Here is a 26,125-nt window from a genome sequence, read left to right as displayed (position 1 = left end):
TCATGGTATATTAAGTTTCAACATAATGGAAATGCATATTGATCATATAGGAGATACCATAATAGTTATGAATAAATCACAGATTGAACTTATTGTCCGAATATCAGAAACAAGAAGTTTTACAAAAGCTGGCGAGGTTTTACATATGACACAGCCTGCGGTAAGTCGTGCTGTATCAACAATTGAATCGCAACTAGGTACAAAATTAATTACAAGAGATAAAAAAAACGGAATATATTTTACGGATGTTGGCGAGCATATATTAGTAGTATTCAGAAACATTTTGAGCGAATTACAAAAAGTAGATGAACTTGTTGCAGCTGAAAAAGGATTAGAAATTGGGAAAATTCATGTTGGAGCATATCGAACGGCTTGCACTAGATTTATTCCTAAAATCATCCGTTCAATGGAAGATCAATATCCTGGTTTAGAAATTAAATTATCAGAAGGAAGTGTAGATCAAGTTAAAGAATGGCTACATGCAAAATATATTGATGTAGGTATAATTATCCCTCCAAATCAAGATCTTGATACCATTCATTTAATGAAGGATCAATTGATTGTATTGATGCACCCAAGTCATCCCTTATATAAAAAGGAAACGATAACGATTCCAGACTTACAAGGTGAAGAGATATTAATTGGTAAGGGTGGATATGAAATGCAGATTCATACTTTGTTTAAAGAATATAACTTGACCCCTAACATACGATTTGAAATGGAGTATATAGAAACTGCATTAAGTATGATACAAGAAGGTTTAGGAATAACCATTACTACTAAAAAAAATATTTGGTCATTACCAGATCAAGTTGTTTTGCGAGAATTAAAACCAGATGTATTCAGAGATATTAATTTAGCAGTACTAGATATTGACGATATATCTAAAGCAACGGAGGCTTTTATTCAAACTACACTAACTCTTTTTAACGATAAAGATATTTAAATCTTAGGGTAGAGCTATATAAAAAGACTCCTTAATCAAAGGAGTCTCTTAATCGTTTCAAAATACAAGTGTGTGTCAATGACAAACTTCTATTATATTTGCAAGAGAACTATGAAAAAGAAATATTTTTAATTCAGTATCTAGTCCTTTCCAGGACCGTGATTGAATTTTGTTCCTTTACCTATGGCATAGAATTGTCCCCCAGCGACATAGTGCACGGTACGTAATTCATCAGGAGCATCGTCAAAAATCCAATGCCCGTTGTTAAAGACGCGATCGTCACTCCAAGCACCAACAATTTCTCCCATAAATAAGTCATGATCTTGTTCATTTTTCTCGTTTGGCATTACCTTACATACAATCCAACCTGCACTACCTTCTACGAGTGGAAGATCAACTTCATCTTGATAAAATATAGGGATATTATCAAGTTTATTATTCATTTTTTTAGTGCTATGTTCACCAACATATAAGACTGTTTCCATTTGTTTAACGGTTGGTATATGCACTACAAAATAACCACTCTTCTCAATGAGTTCACGTGTAAAGGCTTGTTTGCCAATATACGCCATTACTTTATAGTTTCCAACAAGGCCAACCCAAGCTGCCGCCATCACATTTTCAACATTATCGTGTTTAGCAGATATCATTGTAGTTGGACCTACTTGTAATAAACGGTAAGCTTTAGTTATATTAATAGGTTTAATTGCCATTATATATTCTCCTCTTTTATTTCAATATGTCTTATAATTGCATCTGCAATTAATTAGTATATTCCTATATATGTTATAAAAGACATATCTTCAATTTATTTCTAATTGCTAGTATAATATGATGATACAAAAATACTAGTATGCACTTTTTAGTAAGATACTATCAAAAAGGAGAGTATGATATGGATTACTCTAAAACTACAAATGGACAAGTAATCAACAATAAAGGCTTTGATTATACATTATCGCTTATTGGAGGGAAGTGGAAATTGCGCATACTATTTTGGTTGTTAACAGAAGATATTATGCGCTATGGAGAACTTAAAAAATCACTTCAAGGTATTACTCATAAAATGTTGAGTAATCAATTAAAAGAGCTAGAATTTGATTCACTCATTATACGCCACGAATACCCGCAAGTACCGCCTAAAGTAGAATACTATTTATCAGAACGAGGTAAATCATTAATGCCTGCCTTACAGGAGCTTTGCAAATGGGGATCAGAACATATAGAAGATGAATAACTAAGAAAATCTTCAAGAGAACGATTATATTAATTTACGGAAATCGTTTTGTTTTTTATTAACTAATATAGAAAAGTCTTTTGTCAGACTAGACTTAACGTATAAGGAACTTTACTACTTCAATTATATTTTTAGTAGTCATTTATATAATTGTTTATCATAAGATTCATTAAGAGACTTCTTGTTAAAAAGAAGTCTCTTAATGGTTTCAAAATCAAAAATATGTCTTAATAACGATGATTATTTAAATTAATATTGTTTTGTAGTATTGTTTGATTTGCTAATAATATCATAAAAGGAGGTATTCTATGTCAATAATCTTATTATTCTTAGGGGCTATATCAATTTCTTTATTAATATTTGGTTTCTTAAAATCTAATAATTTCATTAAATCTATTGGTTCCATAATACTATTTTTAATAGTATTGATAGTTGTGTACTTTTTATTTTTAACACCTCCAGAAAATATAAGGTATTTACTGAATACCCTATAAAAAATCCCCGAAAAAGTAGTACAAGAATATAAAAATAGATATGTAATAGTTGGATTAGGATGAGATTTAATTAGATTAAAAATTTTAATTACATTGCACCTTCTCATATTTTTCTATTAATTATAAAACGACTCCCACTGTTTCAATAATGAAAGTCGTTTTTTAGCATCTTTATATTTAGATTAATTGCTTGAATTTCAGAATCATGTTGGTTAAAAATCTCTAATATTACCATCTTTTTGGATACGAATTAATTATAGTTACTAATAAAACTAATGATTTTTATATATTTATTTCAAATTGTATATGCTTAATGCAACCATTATATTCTCATCTCGAGCGGTATATTTCAAAAAATTAATTTTTATTTTTATTTAATAGTTGTGGTAAGACAATAGCCATAAGCGCAATTATTAGTATTATTACAGTTATTGATGAATGAAAGAATGACATATAATTTCCATTATTTAAAAGTAAATGTCTTCTAAATGACTCTTCCATTAAGGGACCTAATACAATCCCAAGTATTAACGACGCTACTGAAAAGTCATATAATTTCATTAAATATCCTATTACACCAAAAATCAACATAATCCAAACATTAAGGATATTGTTATCTACTGCAAAAGCGCCTAGTAATGAAAGAATGATGATAAAAGTAGCTATAATTGAATAAGGTAATTTTAATAACAATTCAAAGACTCGAATGCCTAATCTACCAACTATAAAAGTTAAAATACTAGCAATTAACATAGCAAAGAACACTGAATATAATAATATTGGTTGATCTGATAATAGTTGAGGGCCTGGCTGTAAACCTTGTAACACTAATGCCGCTAAAATCACAGCTGTTGTCGGGCTACCAGGAATACCTAAAATCAACGTAGGTATCATCGCACCCCCAGCTGCAGCATTATTTGAGGATTCTGGTGCTACTAAACCTTCCTCAGATCCCTTACCAAATTTCTCTTGATTCTTACTTGTTCTCATAGCTATCCCATAACTTACAAATGAAGCTATTGAGCCTCCAGTTCCTGGTAAAATTCCAATGACAGTCCCAATAATAGAGGATTTTAAAGCTATCCATTTATATAAAAAAAATTCCTTTATCTTAAAAGCGCCTAGTTTAAATTTTGAAGTTTCTTCATTACCTTCATTATAATCATCATTTTCTTTTTGACCACCTGAAATTTGAGAAAAAACTTCTCCTAATGCAAATGCACCTATCATAATAGGTATGTAACTTATTCCGTTCATTAATTCTATAGAATTAAAAGTAAATCTGTCCGTTGCAGTAATTGGATCTACACCAATTGTAGAAATGAAAATACCAATTAAACCTGAAATAATAGCTTTTATGGTATTAGCTGAGCCGATAGATGAAATAACTGCCATACCTAAAAATGCTAATGCAAAATATTCCGATGAATGCATTTTCAAAGCAACCTGAGAAAGCCATGGTGATAAAAATAACATTACTAATACAGCAAATATACCACCAAAAGCTGACGAACTAATTGCTAGACCAAGTGCTTTACCCACTTCCCCTTTTTGAGCCAATGGATAACCATCAAAGGTTGTTGCTACAGATTCAGGTGTTCCCGGTGTATTAAATAATATGGCTGTTATTGACCCACCATAAGTTGAACCTACATAAATTGTAACTAAGAGTGCTATCGCTGGTACAATATCTAAAAAATAAGTAAAAGGCAATGCTAAAACAATTGCCATAGATGAACCAATTCCAGGTAGTGCACCAAGAAAGACTCCAATTACCAAACCCATAATAACTAATAGCAATGTTAATGGCTCTAAAATACTAATAAATCCATCTTTTAATAATCCAATATCCATTTTTTCACCTCATTTTTTAGTAAAATATTCTACTTATATCATGAAACACACTGACACCTCTTGGTAATGGAATATTTAATGCTAAACCAAACAGTATTGAAAAAATTATAGGAATAAATATTGCCATCAAAATAATTCTGACCTTATTTTTTTCACCTAAAATTATTAAAAGAAATGGTAGCATTAAAAAGCACGAAATGATAAACCCAATTTTATTCAAAACGCTTATAAAAATAACTAATATTATTGTTAATGAGATTAAAATAGAAATAGTTTTTTTACTTAATTTCAAATGACTAGCTTTCCCTGAACTTTTAAAATATTTTACGCTTTCAATGATCAATGAAATTAATGTTAAGATTATTATTAAACTTATAATAACTATAGGAATGCTTGAAGAACCAATAAAATCAACTTCTCTTAGATCCTCCAAATGAACAGCTTTAGATAATAGATAAATAAATATTATTAGTATAAATAGACTAAATAGAATGCTTCCCATACGTTTCCCCCTTATTCCATATCAAGTTTTTTGGAAACTTTTTCAAACTTATCATATTCCTTATACATTTTCTTCTCGAATTCCTTTGGACCTAAGTATCCCTCACTAATATCTACTAAATTGTCATGTGCAAATTTTTTATATTCTTTAGTTTCATATGTCTTTTTTAAATCTTTAGCTAATTTTTGTTTTACTTCTTTTGGTGTCCCTTTTTTCACTACAAATCCTCTCCAAGATCCAATAGTTGACTTAATACCCTTCTCTTTAGTGGAAGGTGTATCTTTAAGTTCGTCTAATTGAGAAATACGTTCATCTCCGAAGACTACAAGAGGTCTGACACGTTTGGATTTAATATAATCAACTACATTGACCACTTTATCAACATAAACATCTACTTCCCCCCCAAGTGCAGCAGCTTTAACCTCTGACCCTGATGGATAAGGTATAAATTGAGTATTTATATTTGCTTTATTTGCGAAATCATTTATAGCAAAATCATCTAAACCAGCAGGGCTGATTCCACCAAAAGTAATTTTTTCTTTTTTACCTTTCTCAATTAAATCGTCGTAATTTTTTATATCACTGTTTTCAGAAACTGATAAAACGTATACATCACTTTGAATTTGGGCAAGTGGTTCAAAATCATCTAAAATTTTAATATCTTTACCCTTTCCAAGAACATCACCTATGATATGCGAAGGTGTCACTTCAAATACTGTATAACCATCACTATCTTGTTGATAAGCGTATAACATCCCTAAAAGACCGCCGCTACCATCTTTGTTAACTGGCTGATAATTGGTACCAGTTTCTTCAGATGCTATTTGAGAAAATTTTCTAGCAAACGTATCACTTGCACTTCCTTCTCCAAAAGGAATGATTACATCAATTGAATGTTCAGGAAAGGTGCTATAATTTTCTTTACTCTGGGCTGATTTTGAAGAGCACCCATTTAATATAAAAACTGTTGCCAGTAAAAATATTATCAATACATTTTTTTTCATGTTTTTTCTCCCTCCTTCTCAATTACTGATTTAGGAACTACCGCCACCCCTTCCATGATTCTTCTGGCAGTACGACCAATTGTCCCTTTTACAACTTTGTAATCGCTTTCATTTTTTTCAACGATAATTTCTACAGAAATAGCTCCACTAGGGTGACCGATTGTTACACTATCTTCTTTATTACCATTAAATAATAAATTGGGGATTGTATTAGGAATTTTACATGCAGCTGCTAGAGCAATAGATCCACTAACTGCAAAAGCTTTATGTAATTTCCCCATCGAAATATATCTCCCAACAATATCTATAGTCTCAGTTAAACTATTATTAGCTTTTTCAGAATTTGTAACTAATGCTATTTTAGGTAAAGCATCCACTTGTGGGTTAACCTTTTCTCCCTTTTTAAATATTCCTAATTTAATTCCAACTGCGATTCTTAATTCTTCAATTTCATGTAATATATTATCTTGGTTTATAACATCCTCTAATTCTGTTCCAATTAAATTAAAGTCATTTGCCCTTACAAAAGCTACTATGTTACCAGTGTCTAATATACTAACACTAAACCTTTTCCCCCTTTGGGTAACAACTGTGTCCATTACATTTCTTGTTGGAAATAAGTTCCCAGTAAACGCCCCATCCGGTGCTAGAAAACTAACGCTAATTTTTGAGCCGTTTTGTGAAACGCCATCTATATGATAGTTTCCTTCAGTAATTGGATAACTTTCTTCTACAGGTACCTCTACTTCAATTATTTTATTCGTATTTGTATTCAACATTCTTACTTTCGTATATGGTTCTTTAACTTGTACTAACCCTTCTTGAACGGCATATAAACCTACTGCAGACGCCAAATTACCGCAAGTTACATTAAAATCAATTATGTTTTCGTATATACTTACTTGACCAAAAGTATAATAAATATCGCAATCGTCTTTTTCATATTTGCCCACAATTCCTAACTTACTTGTCAAGGAAGTTCCGCCTCCTACGCCATCAATTTGACCGTTTTTAGAACTACCGTAAATTTTTAAAATTGAACCCTTTCGAGCATCTTCATCATTTGGTAAATCTATATCTTTAATAATCAAGCCTCGGCTTGTGCCCCCACGCATTAATACACAAGGAATTTTCACATTATAGTTATCCATAAATTAAATCCCCCTTTATAATTTGTTGAAATATTCAAATAACTTAGATATAGTATATTCACTAAAACAAAATAAATAAAATATTGCTTTTTTATGAATAACCATAAAATGTTTTTATGATAGGAGTCTTTACTTATGAATAGTACTGATTGGGAAATATTAATAAACTTATTTAAATTTAAAAATATAACTAAAACAAGCAATTTCTTAAGGATTTCTCAACCTGCTGTAACATACCGCTTAAATAAATTAGAGCAAGAATTTGACGCTAAAATAATTTATAGGAATAAAAAAGGTGTTATATTTACTGCTGAAGGTGAAATGTTAGTAAATTATTCTCAAGAAATGATCAAAAAGGAACAAAAAATAAAAGGTGAAATATTGAACCAAAGTAATCAAGTCCAAGGTATACTGCGCTTGAGTTCTTCTGTAATATTTACAAGGTATAAATTACCAAGTATTTTATCAGAATTTAGTAAAGAATATCCTTTGGTGGAGTTCGACGTAAATACAGGTTGGAGTGAAGAAGTTTTTTCTTCTGTGCATAATGATGTTGCTCAAATAGGCATTTTAAGAGGTGATTATAGCTTTTCTTCTATAAAATTACCACTTATGAGTGAAAAGTTATATGTAGTCTCAAGCCAAAAAATTAATTTAGATGACCTGCCAAAACTACCAAGGATTTATTACAATACTGATTCTTCTTTAAAAAAGTTAATTGACGATTGGTGGATTGGGAATTACATAGAACCTTCAAGAATTACAATTAAAGTAGATAATATGGAAACTTGTAAAGAATTTGTCTCTAAGGGATTGGGGTTTGCAATTTTACCTAATATTTTACTAGAAGATGACCAAAAGCTTTATAAAACACCTTGTTTAAATAAAAATGGCGATATATTAACTAGAAATACATTTTCAATTCTCAAAAAGGAACAACTAAATAATTCAGTAGTAAGGGCATTTTATGAGTTTCTATCTAATTGGAAATTTCAATAATAGCATTCTTTACTAAGATACTAAATTCTTAAATAGGATCGTGATATAGATTACCCTACAGATCCAGACATTGAAAAATGGGAAATTAGCTAAAGTTTTTCTATATCGATTACAAAATGAACCATCTCAGGCTAATTTTATAGTAGATGCGGCATGAAGTGGTTTCTGCAAAGTCTGAATAGTAATATAATCCATGAGTTATCAGAAGTAGGTATATTTATGTATTTACAAGTTTATAATAGTAGGCCTGCCTCCCCCTCAGGCGTCTAGCCGATGTAGAGATGAAGGGCTAATTTATGCTAAAAATCCTTGTTCACATTACGACCAAAGTCATTTGTGGTTGCGTTATTGCACTGTTTACACATTGACTATGTAGCGCAATGATAAATAGGCAACTAGCCACACCGAAAAAACCCCTCACTATTTGCGAGTAGTGAGGGATTTGGTGCATTTAAGCTAGTTCCTTGTTAAGTGCATTGTTACATCATAGTGTGGTGGAATCGCAAAATAAGCATTAATATATATTTAATCTAAATAAAGAGAAATTTAGTTAGCTTTACCTTCAGTTAATTCATTCACTGCTAGTATAGCTTGTGCTACGTCTTCAGCAGTGAATTCATCACTTAAATTAGAAAAAGTGTCATTAGGATCTTTTGCTAATTCTCCTACTTTTACTAAATCCTCAAAAGAAGCGTCGTGTAAATGCATATTATTTAAATTTGTTGGCATTTCTAAGAAATTATAAAAATCAATATATTTTTTAATTTCTTCATAAGGTCTATTTTCTAAAACCATTTGAACCAGAGTGCCGTATGCCACTTTTTCACCGTGTCCAAGTTTATGAATGTCTCCCGATAAAGCTGTAAATCCATTGTGTATTGCGTGTGCTGCAGCAAGACCGCCATTTTCAAAACCAAGTCCTGAGAGTAAAGTGTTTGCCTCAATAATAGACTCCACCTGAGGTGTTACAATACCTTGTGCCGCCGCTAAATAGGCACTTTTACCATATTTAAATAAGGTTTCTTCTGCTTTTTCAGCAATGGCTAACGAAGCTAATGTTGGTTTTCCATCTACCATAGTCTTCCCTCTACGATTTAAAGTTGCTTTAACTTCTACTAAAGTTGCTAAAGCATCACTCATGCCCGCCGCAAACAATTTGACTGGTGCTTGCACTATAATTTGTGAATCTGCTAATACTACATTGGGGTTTTTATAATAAAATCTGTAACCTGTAAAAACACCTTCATCTGAATAGATAACCGATAAAGCACTCGTAGGCGCATCTGTAGAAGCAGTTGTTGGAACAATAATAACCGGGGAATTAAGATCATCAGAAATTGCTTTTGCTGTATCTAATGTCTTCCCTCCTCCAACGCCAACAATTACATTTATATTATTATCTTTAGCTATTTGGCTAAGTCTTGCTATTTCATTTTCAGAGGCTTCCCCATTAAATTCTTCGTATTTGTAACTAATCTCGCTAGAGTTAAAACTCTCGTTTATGTCTTTATTTGTTAATGACCAAACTAAACTATCTGAAATAATCAAGGGTGCGTCACCTAATTTATTAACTTCATTAGCTAAACTTTTTATTTCTCCTTTTCCTTGTATATATCTACTTGGCGATTGAAAAATGTATCTTGACATACAAACCCCTCCTCATTATTTGATATCCACTTATTTTATCCCCTGTATTTATAGGTATAAATCATAAATATTTGTAAATGTGAAAGGCTATACGTAAAACAATTACTTAATGGATGAAGCTGTAAAAATGTTAGCAAATGAAATCATACATCTACAGAAATTTTGTATGATCAACAAAAACAAACTTTTTTTAGAATTATATGGATATTATTAAATATTGTAATATGGAAACTTATGTTTTATGTTACACCAACGTGGAATATTAGTTATAAAAGCAATCAAGGAGGTAATTATGATGACATTTGAATTTAAACATGATGCAGGGACTACTGAGTTGCCTGAAATTATTAATTCAGCAGTAGCATTAGAATTATCGTTTGTTGAGGCATTAGTTACTTTAGATATAGATGTGAAAGGTATTGCTGATGATGGTGACAGTACAAATTTGATATCACCACTTAACAAAGAAGTTGGTAATTACATTTCAGTTGGTACACGTATAGATCCAGATTTTGAATCAATTAGATCTTCTGTTCCACAACTCATTATTGGAGATGCTGATCGTCACAAAGATATTTATAACGAATTAAATGATATAGCACCTACTATTTTATTCAAAAGTTTTGAGTCAGGTTATCAAGAATCATTAGAGGTATTCCAACGTATTGGAACTGCCGTATCTAAATCAAAAGAAGCGAAAGAACGCTTAGATAAACATCGTGAATTAATTAATGATTTTAATGAACAAATCTCAATAGATAAGAATAAAGAAACATTAGCAATAGTAGTTTCTGAACAAGGTTTAACTGCGCATTCACATAAAACTTATATAGGTGAATTTTTAAGTAAATTAGGCTTTAAAAATGCTCTTAATGATAAAATAGCAAAAAAATTACCTGCTTATAAAGAATCATACTATTTAGAACTCTCATACGAACAATTAGCAAATATTAACCCTGAAAGATTAATTGTGATGATAAATGACAACAATAATAATGATTTAAGTAAATTACAAAATAGTAATCAATGGGATGATTTGGATGCAGTTAAAAATGACCGGGTACATTTTGTGAATAGAGATGAATGGGCTAAATTACGTAGTCCAATTGCTTCCGAAGATATCGTTGAAACTTTAGCAAATCTTAAAGAATAACTAACACTTTCTTTTATATTCATAGTTCTCTTGCAAATAGCATAGCTGTTTTTATATGAACGCTAAATTTAATTTTGAAATAATTAAGAGACTCCTTATTAATAAGGAGTCTCTTAATCGTTTGAAAATCTTATATTCCCTTAATAACAAAAGTTTAAGAACTTTACTTAAATAATTCAGTTTCTAATGAACTCAACATTCATTTACAGAAGTGCTATACAAAATGAATTTTATCTAAACTTTGATTAGGATTTTCTGCGAATTCATTAACCATATTCAATATATTTCCATGCAATTCATTAATTTCTTCAGAACTAAAGACTTCATCTTGATAATCGTAATGCAATAAATAACCTTCTTCATTGTTCTTACTGAAAATTTGAATTATTAAAGGAATACCAATAGCATCAATTTCAAGTTTTCTTTCTGAAAATTCATTTTCTATAAATGCGGGACTATAACTTGCAGTTTGGAAAGAGATAAGACAATCTAGTATATTACCATTAATATTGAGTTCTGTTACTAAATTGTCAATTGGATATCTCCTATGTTTCAATACATTAAATGATTCTCTCTTCACCTTTTTTATATATTCATTTAATAATAAATCCCTATTTGAATCTAAGATGAGTGGCAAAGGTTTTGTATAATTGCCGGTTGTAAATTTATCATTTTTATTTATCCTATTATGAATTAATAAACCAAGCTTATTAATTTTATTTACTGCTTTTTTATCAATAAGGGCAAACATAATGCTAGCGAATAAATTACTAACACTAACTTCATTATTTAAACAAAAATAATTTATACGTTCTGTTAATATAGGGTCTAACTTAATGGTATGTCTTTTACAAAATGGATGTTCTAAGTGAAGCTTCTCAAATTTTGTTTGGAATTTATCATGCTTCAACTTATTTCTCCAATATAATTCGTCTTTTTCAAACTTTTTAGATTCTAAATATTTTTCTTCATCTTTAATGTTATCAATAAATGATAAGTTGGAAATAGCTTCTATGTCACCATTAGTCAAATACGTTATAAAGTAATTTATCGATAATGCCATACTCCAACCATCAGCTATGATGTGATTTTGTATTGTAAACAATCCCAAATGGCCATTAGGCATTTTTAATATATAAAATTTGTATAAATTTTCGTCATAAGCAAAGATGTTTATATTTGCTTGTTCATTTAACCAAGTATCAAAATTCACTTGATCTTGATAAAAATCTAAAAATGGATATGCTGTTTCTTCATATTCTTTAATATATTGTGAATGCTCTTCGTTTTTAATTGTTATTTGTATTCTATGGCTATCGTGATTAAATACTAATTGGTTTACAGCTTGATTTACCTGATCGTAATTAAACTTTGTACCTAATTTCAGTAAACCTGCAATATTATTAATGCTAGAGTTTTCATTAATTATTTCATTTTTTAGAAATTTCGTTTGTGCAATAGATAGCGGATGTGTATTCAAGTTGAGTTTCTCCTTAATTTATATATTGATATAGTTATTGTAGATTTCAAAAAAATTATTCTATGACATTAGAAGCAAATTGTTCACCTTTTCTTCTTTGCGTTTCAAGTTATCAATAATTTTTTATAATCTCTTATTCGCTAGAAATCATCTTTATTTAAAACTTTTGGGTCAATATCTGCACTTAATTTTTGTGCGAAATATCCATTTTATTCCTCCTAAAAAACGCGTAAACATCCTTAGTCTAAAAAGACGTTCACGCGCGGTACCCTCATTTTAATACCCTTAACTATTCAGTAATTTTCTAAACTACATTGACCATTTACTAATATCACTTGTCACAAAATATAAACTTTTTAATAATATTTGTCAAATTATATTTTCAAACTTTATTTTATATACTAAAAATATATTTTACCTATGAATAAGAAAGTGACATTCTTACTTTTATAGGTAAGAAGATTTGTGGCAAAATTAAACGTCTTGAAACTTACTTTTGTTTTTTAAAAGGCTCATTTACTTGAATTAATGTTTATAATATTAAGTTTATTACTTATATTGTTTTGATTCTTCCTTGGCTAAATAATAAGTCATCTTTATTAATGAATTTCAATTTGATACAAATAATCTTGTTTATCAAAATATACATTATAATAGCTATCATTTGTTTCATATCTAATAAAAGTACCTACATTACCCGGAGTAGTCCCTTCTGTCAAAATAACATTGCTTTCGTGCGCTTGTTTAAATGCTTTTTTAGAAATTGTATCGGGCTTAGTATCAAATCTTAACATTACAGCTTCATCTTTCTTATTAAAATTTATAGTCGTATCATACAACGTCTTCGAATGATCAAATTTAATATAAGCGTTTGGGTCTACTTTATAGCCATTGATTGATACATTGTCATATTTTAAAGCACGGACAAAGTTATAATCTTGTGTAAACGAGGGTTCGTATGTGGTATAACCTTCATAATTATACCATGGTGTTTCGGCTTTTAAATTCGTACGATTTTCACTAATAGCACTGCTGGCGGCTCCTTCACCATGTCCCCACTTTTGAATTTGCTCGGCTGCTTGTACGTCTGGACTACTACCCGTAATATATGCGGCTGAAGAACCTACAATAAGTGTTGATACAACGACAGTTGTTGAAATTAACTTTCCTACTTTACGCATAATAAATCCCCCCTATTTTTAATACTTATTGCCGAAGTGTAATTATTCACTTTAATCGTACATCAATTTCTTATAATTGCAAGAGGATATAAGTTATTCAACAAAATATATCTCACATTTCATATTTACAACTTTATCTAAACTGGTTATTTGAGAGAAAGTGACAAACCTACAGGTTTATGGTTAGGTGAGCTTGTTCATTTTTATGATTACATTGATATTAATGGCTATCAAATTGATTTATTCAATATTAAAGGTGGCAATACACCAATTGATCCAGTAAACTTAAACACATTTACGTTGGAAAACCACCTAAAAGAACATGGTGCAAATTATAGTAAATCAAAAATACCATTTAGACCTTATGTAAAAACTACTAATCGACTAGTTACAGGACAAAATCCCCAGTCACCAAAACAAGTAGCGCAAGCTGTATCAAATTTGTTGAGATAACATAATAATTGAAGACATATTAAAATAGACTCCTTTTAAAAAAGGAGTCTATTAATTGTTTCAAATACTAAAGTAATATCAATAATGAATTAGAATTTAAAGCAGCTATAAAAACATCGTATATAATATAGATAAGTATTTTTATATACGGAAAAAACTTTATTTTCTTCCTGATAATTTGGATTAGTTCCTTAAAAATAATTGCTTTTATATTCCTAACTCCTACAGGGTTATTGTATTATGTAGCAAAGAGAATTCTATAGTACTTTCATATAAGAAGGTTAAGACGTTTCCAATCCCCCTGCCTGTTAATGTATAAGCATCTACAGTTCTTAGAGGTGGAGATAAATTAAATAGAATATACAACTTCACTATTGCATATAGTCATTTCAATCAAACTGTCATTCAATACTACTTGGGTATCAAGTGGGTTTTGATTTAAAATTACAAAATCAGCTACATTGCCTTTTTTGATAGACCCTTCATAGGCATGAGTATTGTTCAATTTAGCAGCATCTATAGTCATTTTTTTATATGCTTCACTACGTGTTAAACGTTGATTTTCGCCTAAAACTTTCCCATTTTTTGTGATCCTATTAACTGCAATTTGAATTGATTCTAAAGGAGAAATAGGTGTAACAGGTGCATCTGTATGAATCGTAAACGTCATATGCGCATCTTCAGCCCATCTTAATGGATCTAAATTTTGTGCTTTCTCTTCACCTAAAAATACATCACGGTGTAAATCTCCAAAATAATATACATGGTTGATAAAGAAAGAACCACCAATGTTATTTTCAGTCATTTCTTTAATATCATCCTGTGTGACTGTTTGTAGATGTTCAATACGATTTAATAAAGGTGTTTTTTTATAATCAGCTGTAGCTTTATAAGCGTCAATAACTGACTTAGCAGCAAAGTCTCCATTAGCATGCGTCACGATATTAAAACCTAGCTTTTGAAAATGCTTAAATGTATCAATTAATTTGTTGTTATCCATTAATGGACTAGGTGCTTCACTGCCATCTAAATACTTATTACGGATTGATGCAGTTTGTAATTGTATAGAACCATCACTAAAACATTTAACGCCTCCTAAATGTCCCATACCATTACTTATATTATTTAACTTTTCTTCAATTTCGTTAGCATGAATATTTTTTAAATTGTGATTTTGCTCTAATAACTCATGACTTAACATCCAACGTGTGCGAATTCTCTGAGGAGACTCCAAAAATTTAAGCACTCCCTCATAATCTATATATCCTCTACTACCAATTAATAAATCAGATGTACTAGTTATACCACTTCTAACATAGTCATCTACAGCTAAATTCATTGTATAGATAGTATCTTCTGGTTTAGCCTCAGGTAAAGCACGTTGTAATTTTGCAGTTGCAGGTAATTCAATTAAAACGCCATTAACCTTGCCATGTTGGTCACGCTCATAGTAGCCACCCTCAGGATCTGGGTCATCCAAACTAACTCCCATATACTCTAAAGCTTTTGTATTAACAGTAGCCATATGCCCCGAATAGTGCATTACGCATATAGCAAAATCTTCTGAAATTTTATCTAAATCAAAGCGATTAGGATGTCTTTGTTCTTCTAATGATTTTTCATTATAACCGAATCCCATAACCCAACCTTTTTTGTACAAATTTTCTTTTTGTACTTTGAATTGCTGAATTAACTCATCTATATTCGAAATTTTATTTGCAGAACAATCTACCATTGTTTTTGTAGTACCATATGCTGTTGGATGACTATGTGTATCAATAAAACCAGGCGCAATCCATTTCTGTTCTAAATCAAGTGCTTCATTATCTTTTACAATTGAATCTTGAGTAACAATTTGGTCAATATATCCCTCTTTTAAATATAACGTAGCAAGATAAGGCTTATTATCTATCATATCTAAAATATTGGCGTTAATTATTTTTGAAATTTTCATTTTAAAAACCTCCTATTTTACTATTAGAAACCTATTGAACACCTTATTCCTAAAGTACTAAATTTTCAACGATTTATAATTTACTATTTACACCGATGTTTATTATAATAAATAAATTATTTTTATCGAATTATTCTTTTTTCATAGTTATTCATCTTTCATCAAAGAAATTATTATCTAGAAATTAACATAAAAGAAGATTATCAGAAGTGGAGATAATTATGTATTTACACGTGTAAAATAGTGCCGTTTCCATCTCTTAGGCGTTAATTGACATAGGAGAACTATGCTACTTATGTTAGTTAGCAATCCTTGTTCCTATTTTTGCACAAATGGTTCATGAAGGCGCATTACAATGAGTTAATAGTAATAGCACGATAGAGAAAGAATCATTAGCTAAGAAAATTGCATCATTTATAATTGGAAGATTTTAATTTTTAGGGATTATGAAGGCATTTGGTTTTAAATATAATAAAGGGCTAACCCGTTTTCATACGGATTAGCCCTTTTGATTTGAGGATGAAATTTATATCTCAGCTTCTTAGTGTATCACGCTTAGTAACTTGTAAAGTGAATTATAATATCATAGTGGACGAACATGCAAAATCATTGAGTTGATATACTAATATACTTTAAAATCATTCTTTACTTGATATCTTTGGACTCGCCTGCTAAATCTTTTAATTTTCTTCTTGCTTTTAACGGCGACATATTTTTAGACAACTTATAAGTAAAAACTTCATTATTATCAGTTTTCACTATATATTCAATTTTAAAAACGCCAACTTTATATCCAACTATTCTCATAAGCAGCCTCCTCACTTTATACATTAAGTTACCAATAATTGAGTTTTTAGTTTTTATTTTGTATTAGATGATAATAATTTATTGTATCTGTCTTTAGTTATATAAAAAAGCGTATGATCAATAAGATGATTAAACACTTTCTCTTTTTCTATTTTATGAGGAAGTTCGCAATTAACTTCAACCTTTTCTTCAGAATAATGGGAAACATATTTAATTTTATCTTTTTCTACTTCAAGATCTTTACGGCCAAAAATCAAAATAACATAAGAGCCTTTCTCTTTAATTTCTTTTATGTTTTCTACTTTATAGTCGTTGCATATAATTTTTTTATCAAAATGTTCTGATTTTCTAAGGGCTTTTCTGTTTTTATATTTTTCATTATAAAGTTTTTTTATAACGAAAAATATCACTATAATAATTAATAGAAATAAAATAAAAAGAAATGTGGACATAGAAATTCCTCCTCCCTATTCTCTTTAACACCTATAATATTTGCTTTTATTACTATTCCTCATTTATATTTTTTTAAACAGTTACATGATTACATCATTTGATCTATAGAAGTAACTTATAGAAATAATGATATCCAAATACTATTTAGATTCAATAAATTTTTTATAGTTTTGAAATTATTTTGCGTGGTATTGTTTAAATAAAATGATTTGTATTAAAGGGAGGATTTATTATGAAACCTGTCGTTAAGAAATATGTAAATGATGAAGAACTGGAAATAGAGATAAATACTTTAAAAGACCAAAGTATAAGTCCTAAAGATATTTACATTTTATCGCATGATTCTGATCGTACCAGTCGCATAGTAAGAAATACGGAAGTAACAGGGATTAACTATAATAGTTATGAAACTCAAGAAAATTATGAGAAGCAAGGTGATGAATTAAGATATAAATTGAAATCTCTAGGTATTACACAAGAAGAATCTGAAAAATATGAAGAAGAAATGGATCAAGGAAAGGTACTATTGATTGTTACAGACGAACGAGTAAAAGGTGAATTATAAATGACATTGTCACTTAAAAAGACCGATTTGTCTATATAAACAAGTTGGTCTTTTAAACGACGAAAAATTATAGAATTGGTTCGTTTAGTGTATAGCATCGTAAATAAAATTAACAAGATTTTTTGAAAGTTACTCGCATAACTTTAAACTCTAGCCATAGTAGCTTTTAATATAAATATTAAGAATTCCTTCTATTTTAAAAATGATATAGAGAAATAATACAAATTAAAAGAAACGTCTACAAGGATGGGGAAGTATTTGCTAGAAATTACATTAATAATAAGTTGTCTTTTATTATTAATCATGTCTTACACGCATATCATACAAATATTAATAGATGAGTGGCAAGCAGGGTTTAAAAAAGAAACATTTGTATGTTTAGCAATAATTGCAAGCTTCATTATTATTTTTTTAATTATAGTACTAATACTCTATTAGCTATTGAACCTCTTTCTTCTTTAATATCTTTATGCTAGTTATCCAAAAAATTATATTTTTAGCGCTTCACCATAAACTGTTTAAAGCTAACTTGATATGTTCCTAAATTAATCCAATCCTTCCACCTCATCTTTAACTAAAAACCCCCTTATAGCTTAAAAATTCCTTGAATTTTAACTATCCAAATCTTTCTCGATATAACTATTATTAATCAAACCCGTCAGCTTTTTAACATACAGTATTTGTCATACTCTGACTGAAATATTCATATATTTCTCTATATAAATGCTACTTGCCTATGTTTCAGCTATTGAATATTATGGTAAAAGTACATATCTCCTTAAGTAAACAAAGATGTAACAAAAGTGATAATCTCTATTGATAACAGTGAATGACCAAGTTTAATATATGCAACACTCTAGATTAATTTATTCCTTTAATTTACTTGAAAATAAACCCATATTCATTAAAGTTATTTAAAAGTCAGAAGTATACGGAGGTTTAAAATGAAGAACAAACAACGAATAGAACCTATTTTAACACTCAGCGACCTGTACGGAACTGATATTGTTTATACATCTAGACCATCATATGCTTCAAATCCTTGGTTAGCAATTGCAGAACATCAATGCAATTTTTCAACAGGTAGAGAACTAATTATCGCAGGTCAAATACCTGTCATAGTCCATAAAGCAAGTGTGACAAATAAATTGATTACTCTCTTTAACGCTGTCGGAATAGAAAAACCCACTAATATATTAAAATTTGAAGATCAGACTACTTATGAACAATTAATTAAAAAATTAGCGTATGAAAATGGTAAAAAAATTTATTTTCAGTTTGCTCATGAATCTGATTTTTTAGAAAATATACACTATGCTCTAGATAAAGAAGTCCTTATTGCTTTGAATAATAAATCACGCCTTCCCGAATGGACAGGGCATAAATATTTACCTAAAAGAGAAAGTGTCACAGTAGAGAATTTAGAGAGATCGCTTTCTAATTGGGAATTTCCATTTGTATTAAAACCAGGGGGCGATTTACCTACAGCTGGAGGGTATGGCGTGATGATTTGCCATAATAATAAAGAGTTGATAAAAGCAAAACAAGCCATTTCAAAGGCAAGCCATATGACTAACACACTAATTATTGAACAAAAAATAGAAGCAATAGCTAATTATTCTGTGCAATACGCATACTCCAAAAAAGAAGGCATACGTTATTTAGGCGCAACTGAACAATTGACAGACCAATATGGATATTATAAAGGTAACCATAATGCCCATGATGTTCCTGATAAAGTTATACAAGCAGGTAGAGAAATCATGGAAAACGGTGCAAAAAACGGCTATTTTGGTATCGCAGGATTTGATTTTCTCGTCGATACAAACCATGACATATATGCCATTGATTTAAATTTTAGACAAAACGGTTCAACAAGTATGTTGCTTTTAGATTCTTTTTTTCAAGATGGTTACCATAAGTTTTATAATTATATTTCGTCCGGTGATAATGAACGTTTTTTCAAAATAATTTTAAAATATGTTCAAAAAGGGGTGTTATTCCCAATCGCCTATTATGATGGCGATTGGTTTAGTAGCAAAACAGTTAAATCAAGATTCTGTGGCGTTTGGCACGGCAGTAATAAAAATGATATAGAACGTATAGAACAGGAATTTTCAAAAGATCTCCAGTCGAAATAATAACAAAACCGATAGTTGTTAGACATATAAGACGAAGTTATCCCAAGTAACTTTTTATTTAAGTCTCAAGAAAAATCTATCCCTATATAATTAAATAAAGCTATGACGAATGTTATTTTTTAACTTAAATGCTATAAATATTTGGAATATTTTTTATGCTAACATTTAAATCATTATTGAAAGAGACTCCTTTTTAAAAGGAGTCTCTTAATAGTTTCAAAATTAAATTTAGTATTAATCATGGTTATTTTATATCTCGAAAATAAGATGCACCTGTGTTTGATTCTCTATTTTTAACAATATCGTAAAATATACAATTCATTATTTTATAACTCTTGCTTTACTATCTATAGCTTCTTTCAAAACTTGAGCAATATCTCCTTGAATTGCTAATGATTGATGTTCTATTTCTGGAGGAACAATAGCATGTTTAGGATTAATTGTTATATATGTTGATTCAGGATTTTGAAGCGTTAAATTCATAAAGGGCTCTTTTATAAACATTGGTGTCATCATTCCTACACCTAACTCTAAAAAAACTGTTTTTTTACCAGTTGCTTGTTTTGCAAAATGTTGATATTTCGCATACTGCTTATGATAAAAGCTTCCTTCCAAAAACGTTCTACCTCTAATCCATCCTTCAAGTTCAGCGCCACACTTTGGACACCTTGGAATTAAATGATGTGGTATCTCTGTTCCTTGTAATTGTTTGTATAAGTCTTCAATAATTTTATGACTTTCATACACTTTATCGTGACATCTAGAACTACATTGCAAATAGTCCCATGAACCCTGGATTATTGCTATATCTTTTTCAGGGAACGCTCTAGTAAATTGTGTATCTTGATTAGTTGTGACAATATCATATACTTTATCTTCTATCAATTTTTTTAAATCATCATATGGTTCTAAAATGTCTACATTCTTTATCCAATGTATCAAAGAAACTAAAAATCCCCAATATGAGCTTCTTGATTCCCAAGTAGGATTATAAAATAAGTTCCAAAGACTCCCCGTATGATATTTTTCTTCAAATTCATTAAAATTAATTTGATAAGATTGATCGTTTTCATACCAATTTGCTCCACCGCCGGCCATCGACATACCAGCCGCTCCGCCTACCAAAATATAATCTGCTTCTTCGATTTTATTTACTAATTCTATTATTTGCTGTTGATTATAACCCGCTTGTTCTATTGTCATTTTAACAACTCCTTCAACGTTTTATTTATCTCTCCTTCTATAGCAATTGATTGGTTCTCAATGTTTTTATTGATATAAATTTCCTGTGGTAAATTAAAAGTAATATATCTATAGACCGCTTCGTTGTATACTAAATCCATTATTGGCGCTTTTATTAATGTATTTCGCTTCCCAATACCAAGTTCAAGTATCACTAATTTTTTATTGCGATACGTCTCCAAAAATTGCTTGAATAATAATTGCTGGTTTTCAATACTTTTAAAATCTCTATATAATCCGTTATAAAAATTCCCTTCAATTTCGAAAATTTTATCTTTATCAAATTTGTTAATTTGGAAATGTGTATCACCGTTAGAAGTTAATATAAAATAGTCTTTGGTTCCTATAATTTTCTTTAAATTATAGAATACAGAACTCCCACTATAATCGGTTATCATATATTTTATTAAAGTTTGAAAGAACAATATCCTCATGCCTTCGCTTGGATAATTATAAAATAATCCTTGTACAATATTTTGAATGCCCAATTGTTCATTGAATAATTTAAACTTTTCTTTAAAGTCATTGTTGTTAGCAAAAATATGATAGCCTTCAGATATCGACAATCCATTACTCGCAGTGATTAAAATAGCGTCTGCATGCTCAATCCATGCTTTAGCTCTCTCTATGTCATTTGTGTCATTCATTGGCTCCAATCACCTACCGACCTAGATTTTAAACATCAAGTTTGGCGTTAATATGTTGAAATACTCAGTTAAACTAAGTGATGCTGTACATATACTTTCATTTCTTAAACAAAGAAAAAGTATTTGTCACAGATACTGCATGTATTCTAAAAACAAATTCCTTCTATATATAAGATAATTCATTTACATTCTAAAATGTCATTATGATTAATTATCAAAGAAAAACTAATCCAACATGAATAAGATCTTCAGAAAACATAAATTTATTTTTGACAATTACAAACATCTTATTAACAACCTATAACGCTACAACAACTGTTATAGGCTTATTGTATAAGGTATATATTCTTCATTAAATATAATTTTGAAAAACATTTTAACAAAATACTTGGATTTTGAAAGTGAGTAAGATATGGAAAATTTAGACAGAAAAATAAAGGGGCGAATTAAAGAAGGGGTATTTAGCAGTAAAACAGAGCAATTTAATGATTTAGATTGCTCTGTTTTACTAAAGTAGAATGCAGAAGTATAGCTATTTTTCATTATATTTTTTAAATAACAAGACAGCATTATGTCCACCAAAACCAAGACTGTTACTCATTGCATACGTTACGTCTAAATTTTCATATTCATTAGCTATCAAGTTAAGATCACAATCTAGATCAGGATTTGTAGCATTAATAGTTGGAGGAACTTTACTATCTTTAATAGATAAAATAGAAAATATCGCTTCTATAGCTCCAGTCGCTCCAAATGAATGTCCCGTCATCGACTTAGTAGAACTTACTTTTAAAGATTTAAAAGCATCACCGAAAACTTTCTTTATCGCTTGCACTTCCGTAAAATCTCCTAATGGTGTACTTGTACCGTGCGCATTTAAGTATTGAATCTCTTTAGATTCTATTTGTGCATCTTCTATTGCTGCTTGTATTGCACGTGCCCCTCCTTCTCCTTCAATAGCTGGAGCAGTAATGTGATAACCATCGCCAGTTGAACCATAACCAACCACTTCTGCATAGACTTTAGCATTTCTTGATTGTGCTGATTTTAAAGATTCAAGAACTAAAATTCCTGATCCTTCTCCCATAATAAACCCGTCTCTTTCTTGCTGAAATGGACGGCATGCACTTTCAGCATCATTATTTATGGATAAAGCATGACTTGCACTAAAACCAGCAATGCCAATTTCGGTAATTGGTGCTTCTGCTCCACCTGTGATCATAGCTTCAGCATCACCACGTTGAATAATTTTAAATGCTTCACCTATAGAATTTGTACCTGTAGCACACGCAGTGATAGTAGCACCGTTTGGTCCTTTGGTACCTAAATCAATTGAAACTTGACCTGTTGCCATATCAGGTATAAGCATGGGTATAAAAAACGGACTCACACGCTTTACGCCTTTATACTTTAAAGTACTGTGTGCATTCTCAAAAGTTTCTACACCACCCATACCAGAACCAATCCATACGCCTATATTATTTGCAGTATCTTCATTAATATGTAACTTGGAATCTTTAACAGCTTCTCTAGCTGCTACCACTGCATATTGTGTAAAGCGATCCATACGCCTAGACTCTTTCTTAGATATATAATTTTCTATATTAAAATCTTTCAATTCACCAGCTATATGTACATTATACGGTTGGGTATTAAATCGAGTTATCTTATCAATACCATTAACTCCTTTTAATGCGTTTGTCCAAGAGGTCTCAGCATCATTACCTATAGGTGTAAGGGCACCAATACCTGTAACTACCACACGTTGTTTTTTATTCATAAAAATCCTCCTTACGAATTTTTAAAATATGTAATTCAATATATAAAAACTTCAATTACAACTAATCATTCCAATATCATTTTTTATTTAATATTACTTAATAATCATCACTGGAACAGGGCTTCTTTTAGCAATTTTATGTGTCACATCTCCTAAAATATGCTTAATATTTAAGTTAACTCTGTGATTACTCATAATTACTAAGTCAACATCGCCGTTATTAATTTTTTCTAATATTGTATCTTTAATAACTCCAAATTCTATTTCTACATTATATTGAATCTCTTTTTTATCCAATTCATGTAAAAATGGAGAGAGCATTTCTTCTTTCTCTCTGATAAGATTATTTTTATGTTCAATATAATCTTGTAAATTCATTGCGAAATTATTATCTGTAACAACATGATAAATAGTAACAGTTGAACCTTTACCTACTATTTTTTCTAAATAACTTGGAACAGAACTAAAATCATTTTCAAAATCATAAGGTAATAATATATTTTTAAACATATAAGCTAACCTCCTAATATAATAAATATATTTCACTTGTACTAAATGAAAATGCCACAAAACTAATCTAACTCTACGATGAATACTTCGTTGTATTTTTACACCTCTCTTTTTATATAATATAAATACATAGTTTTCCCACAATAAACATATACCCTGTTTTAAATTATTATATTAATATATAACTAAAAAATATATAATTAATTTCTTTAATTTTTTATTATTATCGAAAGTTTGAATCATTTTTAATTATTTCAAAAGCAAAATTTCCCTCTAATAAAAATCCGATTATTTATATAAAATATTGTAATAAAAAACAACATACAATAGAAATTGTATGTTGTTGCTTTCGATTATCAGATAAAATCACTTTCACATAACAAGTCAAACAAGCTCCAAAAGACAGTATATTTTTAATTCTAATTTTTTACCTTCATCTTTTTAAAACCTTTAATAATCAGTGGATAAAATAATGCTATAATTGTCATTAATGTTAAAACAATACTTAGTGGTGACCCTAAAAATATATCTACTACATTATTATTACTAACTATTAAGCTTTTACGAAAGTTTTGTTCCATATCTGAACCTATGATTGCTGCCAAAATCAAAGGTGCTAGTGGGAAATCCAATAACTTCATAATTAAACCAATAATACCAAAAACAATTAGAATATAGAAATCAGTAATACTATAACCTAATGTATATGTACCAATAAATGCCAATACCAATATAATTGGATATAACACTTTTGGTGGTGTTCGTAATATTTTCAATAGTAATCCTATTAAAGCAATATTCAAAATGACTAAAAATATATTACCGATAAACATACTGTTAACGAGTGTCCAAATCGTTTCAGGTTCATTTGCGAATAATAATGGACCAGGTTGTAAACCTAACATGACGACCGCACCTAAAATAACAGCTGTTGTTCCTGACCCTGGCACACCCATCGTTAATAATGGAATTAAAGCACCTACTGCAGCCGCATTATTAGAAGCTTCTGGTGCAGCTACCCCTTCTATTTCACCTTTTCCAAAATTCTTGCCATTTTTAGATATCTGTTTTTCCGTAGAATAGCTTAACATTGCCGCAATAGAACCACCTGCGCCTGGTAATACACCAATCAGAAAGCCAATAGGACTTTGCCTAAACATAGCTCCTCGTGTTTTTTTCCAATCTTCTTTAGATAGCTTCATCGAACCTACCTCCGCTTTAGGTGGTTTCAATGCGTGTAAGTGCAAATAGTTATATAGTACTTCTGCTACGGCATACACTCCAATAATAACGACTAAGAAATTAATACCTTCACTTAAGTGGGGTAAATCAAATGTAAAGCGATAAATACTCGTTTGTAGATCCACACCTACAGTACTAATAATTAAGCCAATACTTGTAGCAATAAAACCTTTTATCATCTTACCAGATGATAAAGTAACAATAGCTGAAAGTGTAAATAAGAATAATAAAAAATATTCTTGCGGGCCAAATTTCAAAGCAAAATCAGATAACGGTTTAGCTAAAATGATAAAACCGATAACAGCTACAATACCTCCAATTAATGAAGCAACCGCTGATATTGTTAGCGCTTTACCAGCCTCTCCTTTTTTAGTCATTGGATAACCATCGAATGTTGCCGCAATCGCTGATCCATCACCTGGTGTATTAAGTAAAATTGAACTTCTTGAACCACCATACATGGCACCATAATAAATTGAAACCATTAAAATTAACGCACTGACTGGCTCCATGCCAAATGTTACAGGTATGAGTACTGCCACCGCAGTCGCAGGCCCTAATCCAGGTAGCATACCTACCACAGTACCAAGGAAACCACCAATAAGAACCCATAAAAGGTTCATTGGATGAAACGCAGTGGTTAACCCTTCTAAAAAGCTGCCTGTATCAATTCCCATTTAAAT

The 26,125-nt window shown here is 30.1% G+C and carries 24 protein-coding genes; 8 read left to right on the top strand and 16 right to left on the bottom strand.

Annotated features, from left to right (window positions below):
* Nucleotides 1–67: 67 nt before the first annotated feature.
* Nucleotides 68–946: a LysR family transcriptional regulator gene (locus tag BK821_RS03870; RefSeq protein WP_158256683.1), complete on the top strand. Its 879-nt coding sequence runs from the start codon at nucleotides 68–70 to the stop codon at nucleotides 944–946.
* Nucleotides 947–1,086: 140 nt separating this feature from the next.
* On the opposite strand, the gene BK821_RS03865 is transcribed toward BK821_RS03870, so the two are convergent.
* Complete coding sequence (locus BK821_RS03865; RefSeq protein ID WP_071331248.1) at nucleotides 1,087–1,659, bottom strand: flavin reductase family protein; 573 nt, start codon at nucleotides 1,657–1,659, stop codon at nucleotides 1,087–1,089.
* A gap of 182 nt (nucleotides 1,660–1,841) precedes the next feature.
* Here BK821_RS03865 and BK821_RS03860 point away from each other — a divergent pair, with 182 nt between their 5' ends.
* Nucleotides 1,842–2,183: a winged helix-turn-helix transcriptional regulator gene (locus BK821_RS03860; RefSeq protein ID WP_071331247.1), complete on the top strand. Its 342-nt coding sequence runs from the start codon at nucleotides 1,842–1,844 to the stop codon at nucleotides 2,181–2,183.
* Nucleotides 2,184–3,034: 851 nt separating this feature from the next.
* On the opposite strand, the gene BK821_RS03850 is transcribed toward BK821_RS03860, so the two are convergent.
* From BK821_RS03850 to BK821_RS03835, 4 genes are read right to left on the bottom strand one after another with little or no spacing between them, the layout of a single operon-like run.
* Nucleotides 3,035–4,531 carry a tripartite tricarboxylate transporter permease gene (locus BK821_RS03850; protein WP_071331245.1) on the bottom strand — a complete coding sequence of 499 codons (1,497 nt, stop codon included), beginning with the start codon at nucleotides 4,529–4,531 and terminating at the stop codon, nucleotides 3,035–3,037.
* Nucleotides 4,532–4,547: 16 nt separating this feature from the next.
* Nucleotides 4,548–5,033 carry a tripartite tricarboxylate transporter TctB family protein gene (locus BK821_RS03845; RefSeq protein WP_071331244.1) on the bottom strand — a complete coding sequence of 162 codons (486 nt, stop codon included), beginning with the start codon at nucleotides 5,031–5,033 and terminating at the stop codon, nucleotides 4,548–4,550.
* Nucleotides 5,034–5,044: 11 nt separating this feature from the next.
* A complete protein-coding gene (locus tag BK821_RS03840; protein ID WP_071331243.1) occupies nucleotides 5,045–6,037 on the bottom strand; it encodes a Bug family tripartite tricarboxylate transporter substrate binding protein in 993 nt (330 codons plus the stop codon).
* Nucleotides 6,034–7,188 (bottom strand): PrpF domain-containing protein, encoded by a 1,155-nt coding sequence (locus BK821_RS03835; RefSeq protein WP_071331242.1) that lies wholly within the window; start codon nucleotides 7,186–7,188, stop codon nucleotides 6,034–6,036. The genes BK821_RS03840 and BK821_RS03835 overlap by 4 nt, the downstream gene beginning before the upstream one ends.
* Nucleotides 7,189–7,323: 135 nt before the next feature.
* On the opposite strand from BK821_RS03835, the gene BK821_RS03830 reads away from it, so the two are divergent.
* Both BK821_RS03830 and BK821_RS13325 read left to right on the top strand, forming a co-directional pair.
* A complete protein-coding gene (locus tag BK821_RS03830; RefSeq protein WP_071331241.1) occupies nucleotides 7,324–8,187 on the top strand; it encodes a LysR family transcriptional regulator in 864 nt (287 codons plus the stop codon).
* Between the two features lie 296 nt (nucleotides 8,188–8,483).
* Nucleotides 8,484–8,555, top strand: coding sequence for a type I toxin-antitoxin system Fst family toxin (locus BK821_RS13325; protein ID WP_119597294.1), 72 nt, complete (start codon nucleotides 8,484–8,486; stop codon nucleotides 8,553–8,555).
* Nucleotides 8,556–8,733: 178 nt separating this feature from the next.
* On the opposite strand, the gene BK821_RS03825 is transcribed toward BK821_RS13325, so the two are convergent.
* Nucleotides 8,734–9,834 (bottom strand): glycerol dehydrogenase, encoded by a 1,101-nt coding sequence (locus BK821_RS03825; protein WP_071331240.1) that lies wholly within the window; start codon nucleotides 9,832–9,834, stop codon nucleotides 8,734–8,736.
* Between the two features lie 292 nt (nucleotides 9,835–10,126).
* Here BK821_RS03825 and BK821_RS03820 point away from each other — a divergent pair, with 292 nt between their 5' ends.
* On the top strand, nucleotides 10,127–10,987 hold the full coding sequence (locus BK821_RS03820) for an ABC transporter substrate-binding protein (protein WP_053042463.1): 861 nt from the start codon (nucleotides 10,127–10,129) through the stop codon (nucleotides 10,985–10,987).
* Between the two features lie 214 nt (nucleotides 10,988–11,201).
* On the opposite strand, the gene BK821_RS03815 is transcribed toward BK821_RS03820, so the two are convergent.
* Both BK821_RS03815 and isaB read right to left on the bottom strand, forming a co-directional pair.
* A complete protein-coding gene (locus BK821_RS03815; protein WP_071331239.1) occupies nucleotides 11,202–12,467 on the bottom strand; it encodes a condensation domain-containing protein in 1,266 nt (421 codons plus the stop codon).
* 599 nt (nucleotides 12,468–13,066) lie between these two features.
* Nucleotides 13,067–13,648, bottom strand: coding sequence for an immunodominant staphylococcal antigen IsaB family protein (isaB, locus tag BK821_RS03810; protein ID WP_071331238.1), 582 nt, complete (start codon nucleotides 13,646–13,648; stop codon nucleotides 13,067–13,069).
* 150 nt (nucleotides 13,649–13,798) lie between these two features.
* Between isaB and BK821_RS03805 the strand changes: the two genes are divergently transcribed.
* Nucleotides 13,799–14,101: a type 1 glutamine amidotransferase family protein gene (locus BK821_RS03805; protein ID WP_071331237.1), complete on the top strand. Its 303-nt coding sequence runs from the start codon at nucleotides 13,799–13,801 to the stop codon at nucleotides 14,099–14,101.
* Between the two features lie 349 nt (nucleotides 14,102–14,450).
* Here the strand turns inward: BK821_RS03805 and BK821_RS03800 are convergent, their stop codons facing one another.
* The 3 genes from BK821_RS03800 to BK821_RS03795 form a co-directional block, all read right to left on the bottom strand.
* Nucleotides 14,451–16,055: an amidohydrolase gene (locus BK821_RS03800; RefSeq protein ID WP_071331236.1), complete on the bottom strand. Its 1,605-nt coding sequence runs from the start codon at nucleotides 16,053–16,055 to the stop codon at nucleotides 14,451–14,453.
* Nucleotides 16,056–16,700: 645 nt separating this feature from the next.
* Nucleotides 16,701–16,862, bottom strand: coding sequence for a hypothetical protein (locus BK821_RS13435; RefSeq protein ID WP_156168122.1), 162 nt, complete (start codon nucleotides 16,860–16,862; stop codon nucleotides 16,701–16,703).
* A 53-nt stretch (nucleotides 16,863–16,915) separates the two neighbouring features.
* Entirely contained in the window at nucleotides 16,916–17,314 is a 399-nt protein-coding gene (locus tag BK821_RS03795; RefSeq protein WP_071331235.1) for a hypothetical protein, read from the bottom strand.
* A gap of 233 nt (nucleotides 17,315–17,547) precedes the next feature.
* Here BK821_RS03795 and BK821_RS03790 point away from each other — a divergent pair, with 233 nt between their 5' ends.
* Nucleotides 17,548–17,880, top strand: a complete 333-nt coding sequence (locus tag BK821_RS03790) for a YflT domain-containing protein (RefSeq protein ID WP_046835999.1) — start codon at nucleotides 17,548–17,550, stop codon at nucleotides 17,878–17,880.
* A gap of 944 nt (nucleotides 17,881–18,824) precedes the next feature.
* Nucleotides 18,825–20,021: an L-aspartate--L-methionine ligase LdmS gene (gene ldmS / locus BK821_RS03785; RefSeq protein WP_071331234.1), complete on the top strand. Its 1,197-nt coding sequence runs from the start codon at nucleotides 18,825–18,827 to the stop codon at nucleotides 20,019–20,021.
* Nucleotides 20,022–20,342: 321 nt separating this feature from the next.
* Here ldmS and BK821_RS03780 read toward each other — a convergent pair whose 3' ends face one another.
* From BK821_RS03780 to BK821_RS03760, 5 genes are all read right to left on the bottom strand, one after another.
* Nucleotides 20,343–21,224, bottom strand: coding sequence for an SIR2 family NAD-dependent protein deacylase (locus BK821_RS03780; RefSeq protein WP_071331233.1), 882 nt, complete (start codon nucleotides 21,222–21,224; stop codon nucleotides 20,343–20,345).
* Nucleotides 21,221–21,910: a hypothetical protein gene (locus BK821_RS03775; protein WP_071331232.1), complete on the bottom strand. Its 690-nt coding sequence runs from the start codon at nucleotides 21,908–21,910 to the stop codon at nucleotides 21,221–21,223. The genes BK821_RS03780 and BK821_RS03775 overlap by 4 nt, the downstream gene beginning before the upstream one ends.
* Before the next feature lie 532 nt (nucleotides 21,911–22,442).
* Complete coding sequence (fabF, locus tag BK821_RS03770; RefSeq protein WP_071331231.1) at nucleotides 22,443–23,690, bottom strand: beta-ketoacyl-ACP synthase II; 1,248 nt, start codon at nucleotides 23,688–23,690, stop codon at nucleotides 22,443–22,445.
* Nucleotides 23,691–23,783: 93 nt separating this feature from the next.
* Nucleotides 23,784–24,200, bottom strand: coding sequence for a universal stress protein (locus tag BK821_RS03765; protein WP_071331230.1), 417 nt, complete (start codon nucleotides 24,198–24,200; stop codon nucleotides 23,784–23,786).
* Nucleotides 24,201–24,619: 419 nt separating this feature from the next.
* Entirely contained in the window at nucleotides 24,620–26,119 is a 1,500-nt protein-coding gene (locus BK821_RS03760) for a tripartite tricarboxylate transporter permease (protein ID WP_046836005.1), read from the bottom strand.
* Nucleotides 26,120–26,125 lie beyond the last annotated feature (6 nt).

Origin of the sequence: Staphylococcus sp. LCT-H4, assembly GCF_001866145.1 — a bacterium.
Classification (GTDB): Bacteria; Bacillota; Bacilli; order Staphylococcales; family Staphylococcaceae; genus Staphylococcus; species Staphylococcus succinus.
The sequence above is the reverse complement of the archived record's forward strand: the minus strand, read 5'-3'. Positions and strand labels throughout refer to the sequence as shown.

Excerpts from the sequence above, each read along its gene's own strand:
- BK821_RS03870 (WP_158256683.1), top strand. The coding sequence starts at position 68 with ATGAATAAATCACAGATTGAACTTATTGTCCGAATATCAGAAACAAGA.
- BK821_RS03865 (WP_071331248.1), bottom strand. The coding sequence starts at position 1,659 with ATGGCAATTAAACCTATTAATATAACTAAAGCTTACCGTTTATTACAA.
- BK821_RS03860 (WP_071331247.1), top strand. The coding sequence starts at position 1,842 with ATGGATTACTCTAAAACTACAAATGGACAAGTAATCAACAATAAAGGC.
- BK821_RS03850 (WP_071331245.1), bottom strand. The coding sequence starts at position 4,531 with ATGGATATTGGATTATTAAAAGATGGATTTATTAGTATTTTAGAGCCA.
- BK821_RS03845 (WP_071331244.1), bottom strand. The coding sequence starts at position 5,033 with ATGGGAAGCATTCTATTTAGTCTATTTATACTAATAATATTTATTTAT.
- BK821_RS03840 (WP_071331243.1), bottom strand. The coding sequence starts at position 6,037 with ATGAAAAAAAATGTATTGATAATATTTTTACTGGCAACAGTTTTTATA.
- BK821_RS03835 (WP_071331242.1), bottom strand. The coding sequence starts at position 7,188 with ATGGATAACTATAATGTGAAAATTCCTTGTGTATTAATGCGTGGGGGC.
- BK821_RS03830 (WP_071331241.1), top strand. The coding sequence starts at position 7,324 with ATGAATAGTACTGATTGGGAAATATTAATAAACTTATTTAAATTTAAA.
- BK821_RS03825 (WP_071331240.1), bottom strand. The coding sequence starts at position 9,834 with ATGTCAAGATACATTTTTCAATCGCCAAGTAGATATATACAAGGAAAA.
- BK821_RS03820 (WP_053042463.1), top strand. The coding sequence starts at position 10,127 with ATGATGACATTTGAATTTAAACATGATGCAGGGACTACTGAGTTGCCT.
- isaB (WP_071331238.1), bottom strand. The coding sequence starts at position 13,648 with ATGCGTAAAGTAGGAAAGTTAATTTCAACAACTGTCGTTGTATCAACA.
- BK821_RS03800 (WP_071331236.1), bottom strand. The coding sequence starts at position 16,055 with ATGAAAATTTCAAAAATAATTAACGCCAATATTTTAGATATGATAGAT.
- BK821_RS13435 (WP_156168122.1), bottom strand. The coding sequence starts at position 16,862 with ATGAGAATAGTTGGATATAAAGTTGGCGTTTTTAAAATTGAATATATA.
- BK821_RS03795 (WP_071331235.1), bottom strand. The coding sequence starts at position 17,314 with ATGTCCACATTTCTTTTTATTTTATTTCTATTAATTATTATAGTGATA.
- BK821_RS03790 (WP_046835999.1), top strand. The coding sequence starts at position 17,548 with ATGAAACCTGTCGTTAAGAAATATGTAAATGATGAAGAACTGGAAATA.
- ldmS (WP_071331234.1), top strand. The coding sequence starts at position 18,825 with ATGAAGAACAAACAACGAATAGAACCTATTTTAACACTCAGCGACCTG.
- BK821_RS03780 (WP_071331233.1), bottom strand. The coding sequence starts at position 21,224 with ATGACAATAGAACAAGCGGGTTATAATCAACAGCAAATAATAGAATTA.
- BK821_RS03775 (WP_071331232.1), bottom strand. The coding sequence starts at position 21,910 with ATGAATGACACAAATGACATAGAGAGAGCTAAAGCATGGATTGAGCAT.
- fabF (WP_071331231.1), bottom strand. The coding sequence starts at position 23,690 with ATGAATAAAAAACAACGTGTGGTAGTTACAGGTATTGGTGCCCTTACA.
- BK821_RS03765 (WP_071331230.1), bottom strand. The coding sequence starts at position 24,200 with ATGTTTAAAAATATATTATTACCTTATGATTTTGAAAATGATTTTAGT.
- BK821_RS03760 (WP_046836005.1), bottom strand. The coding sequence starts at position 26,119 with ATGGGAATTGATACAGGCAGCTTTTTAGAAGGGTTAACCACTGCGTTT.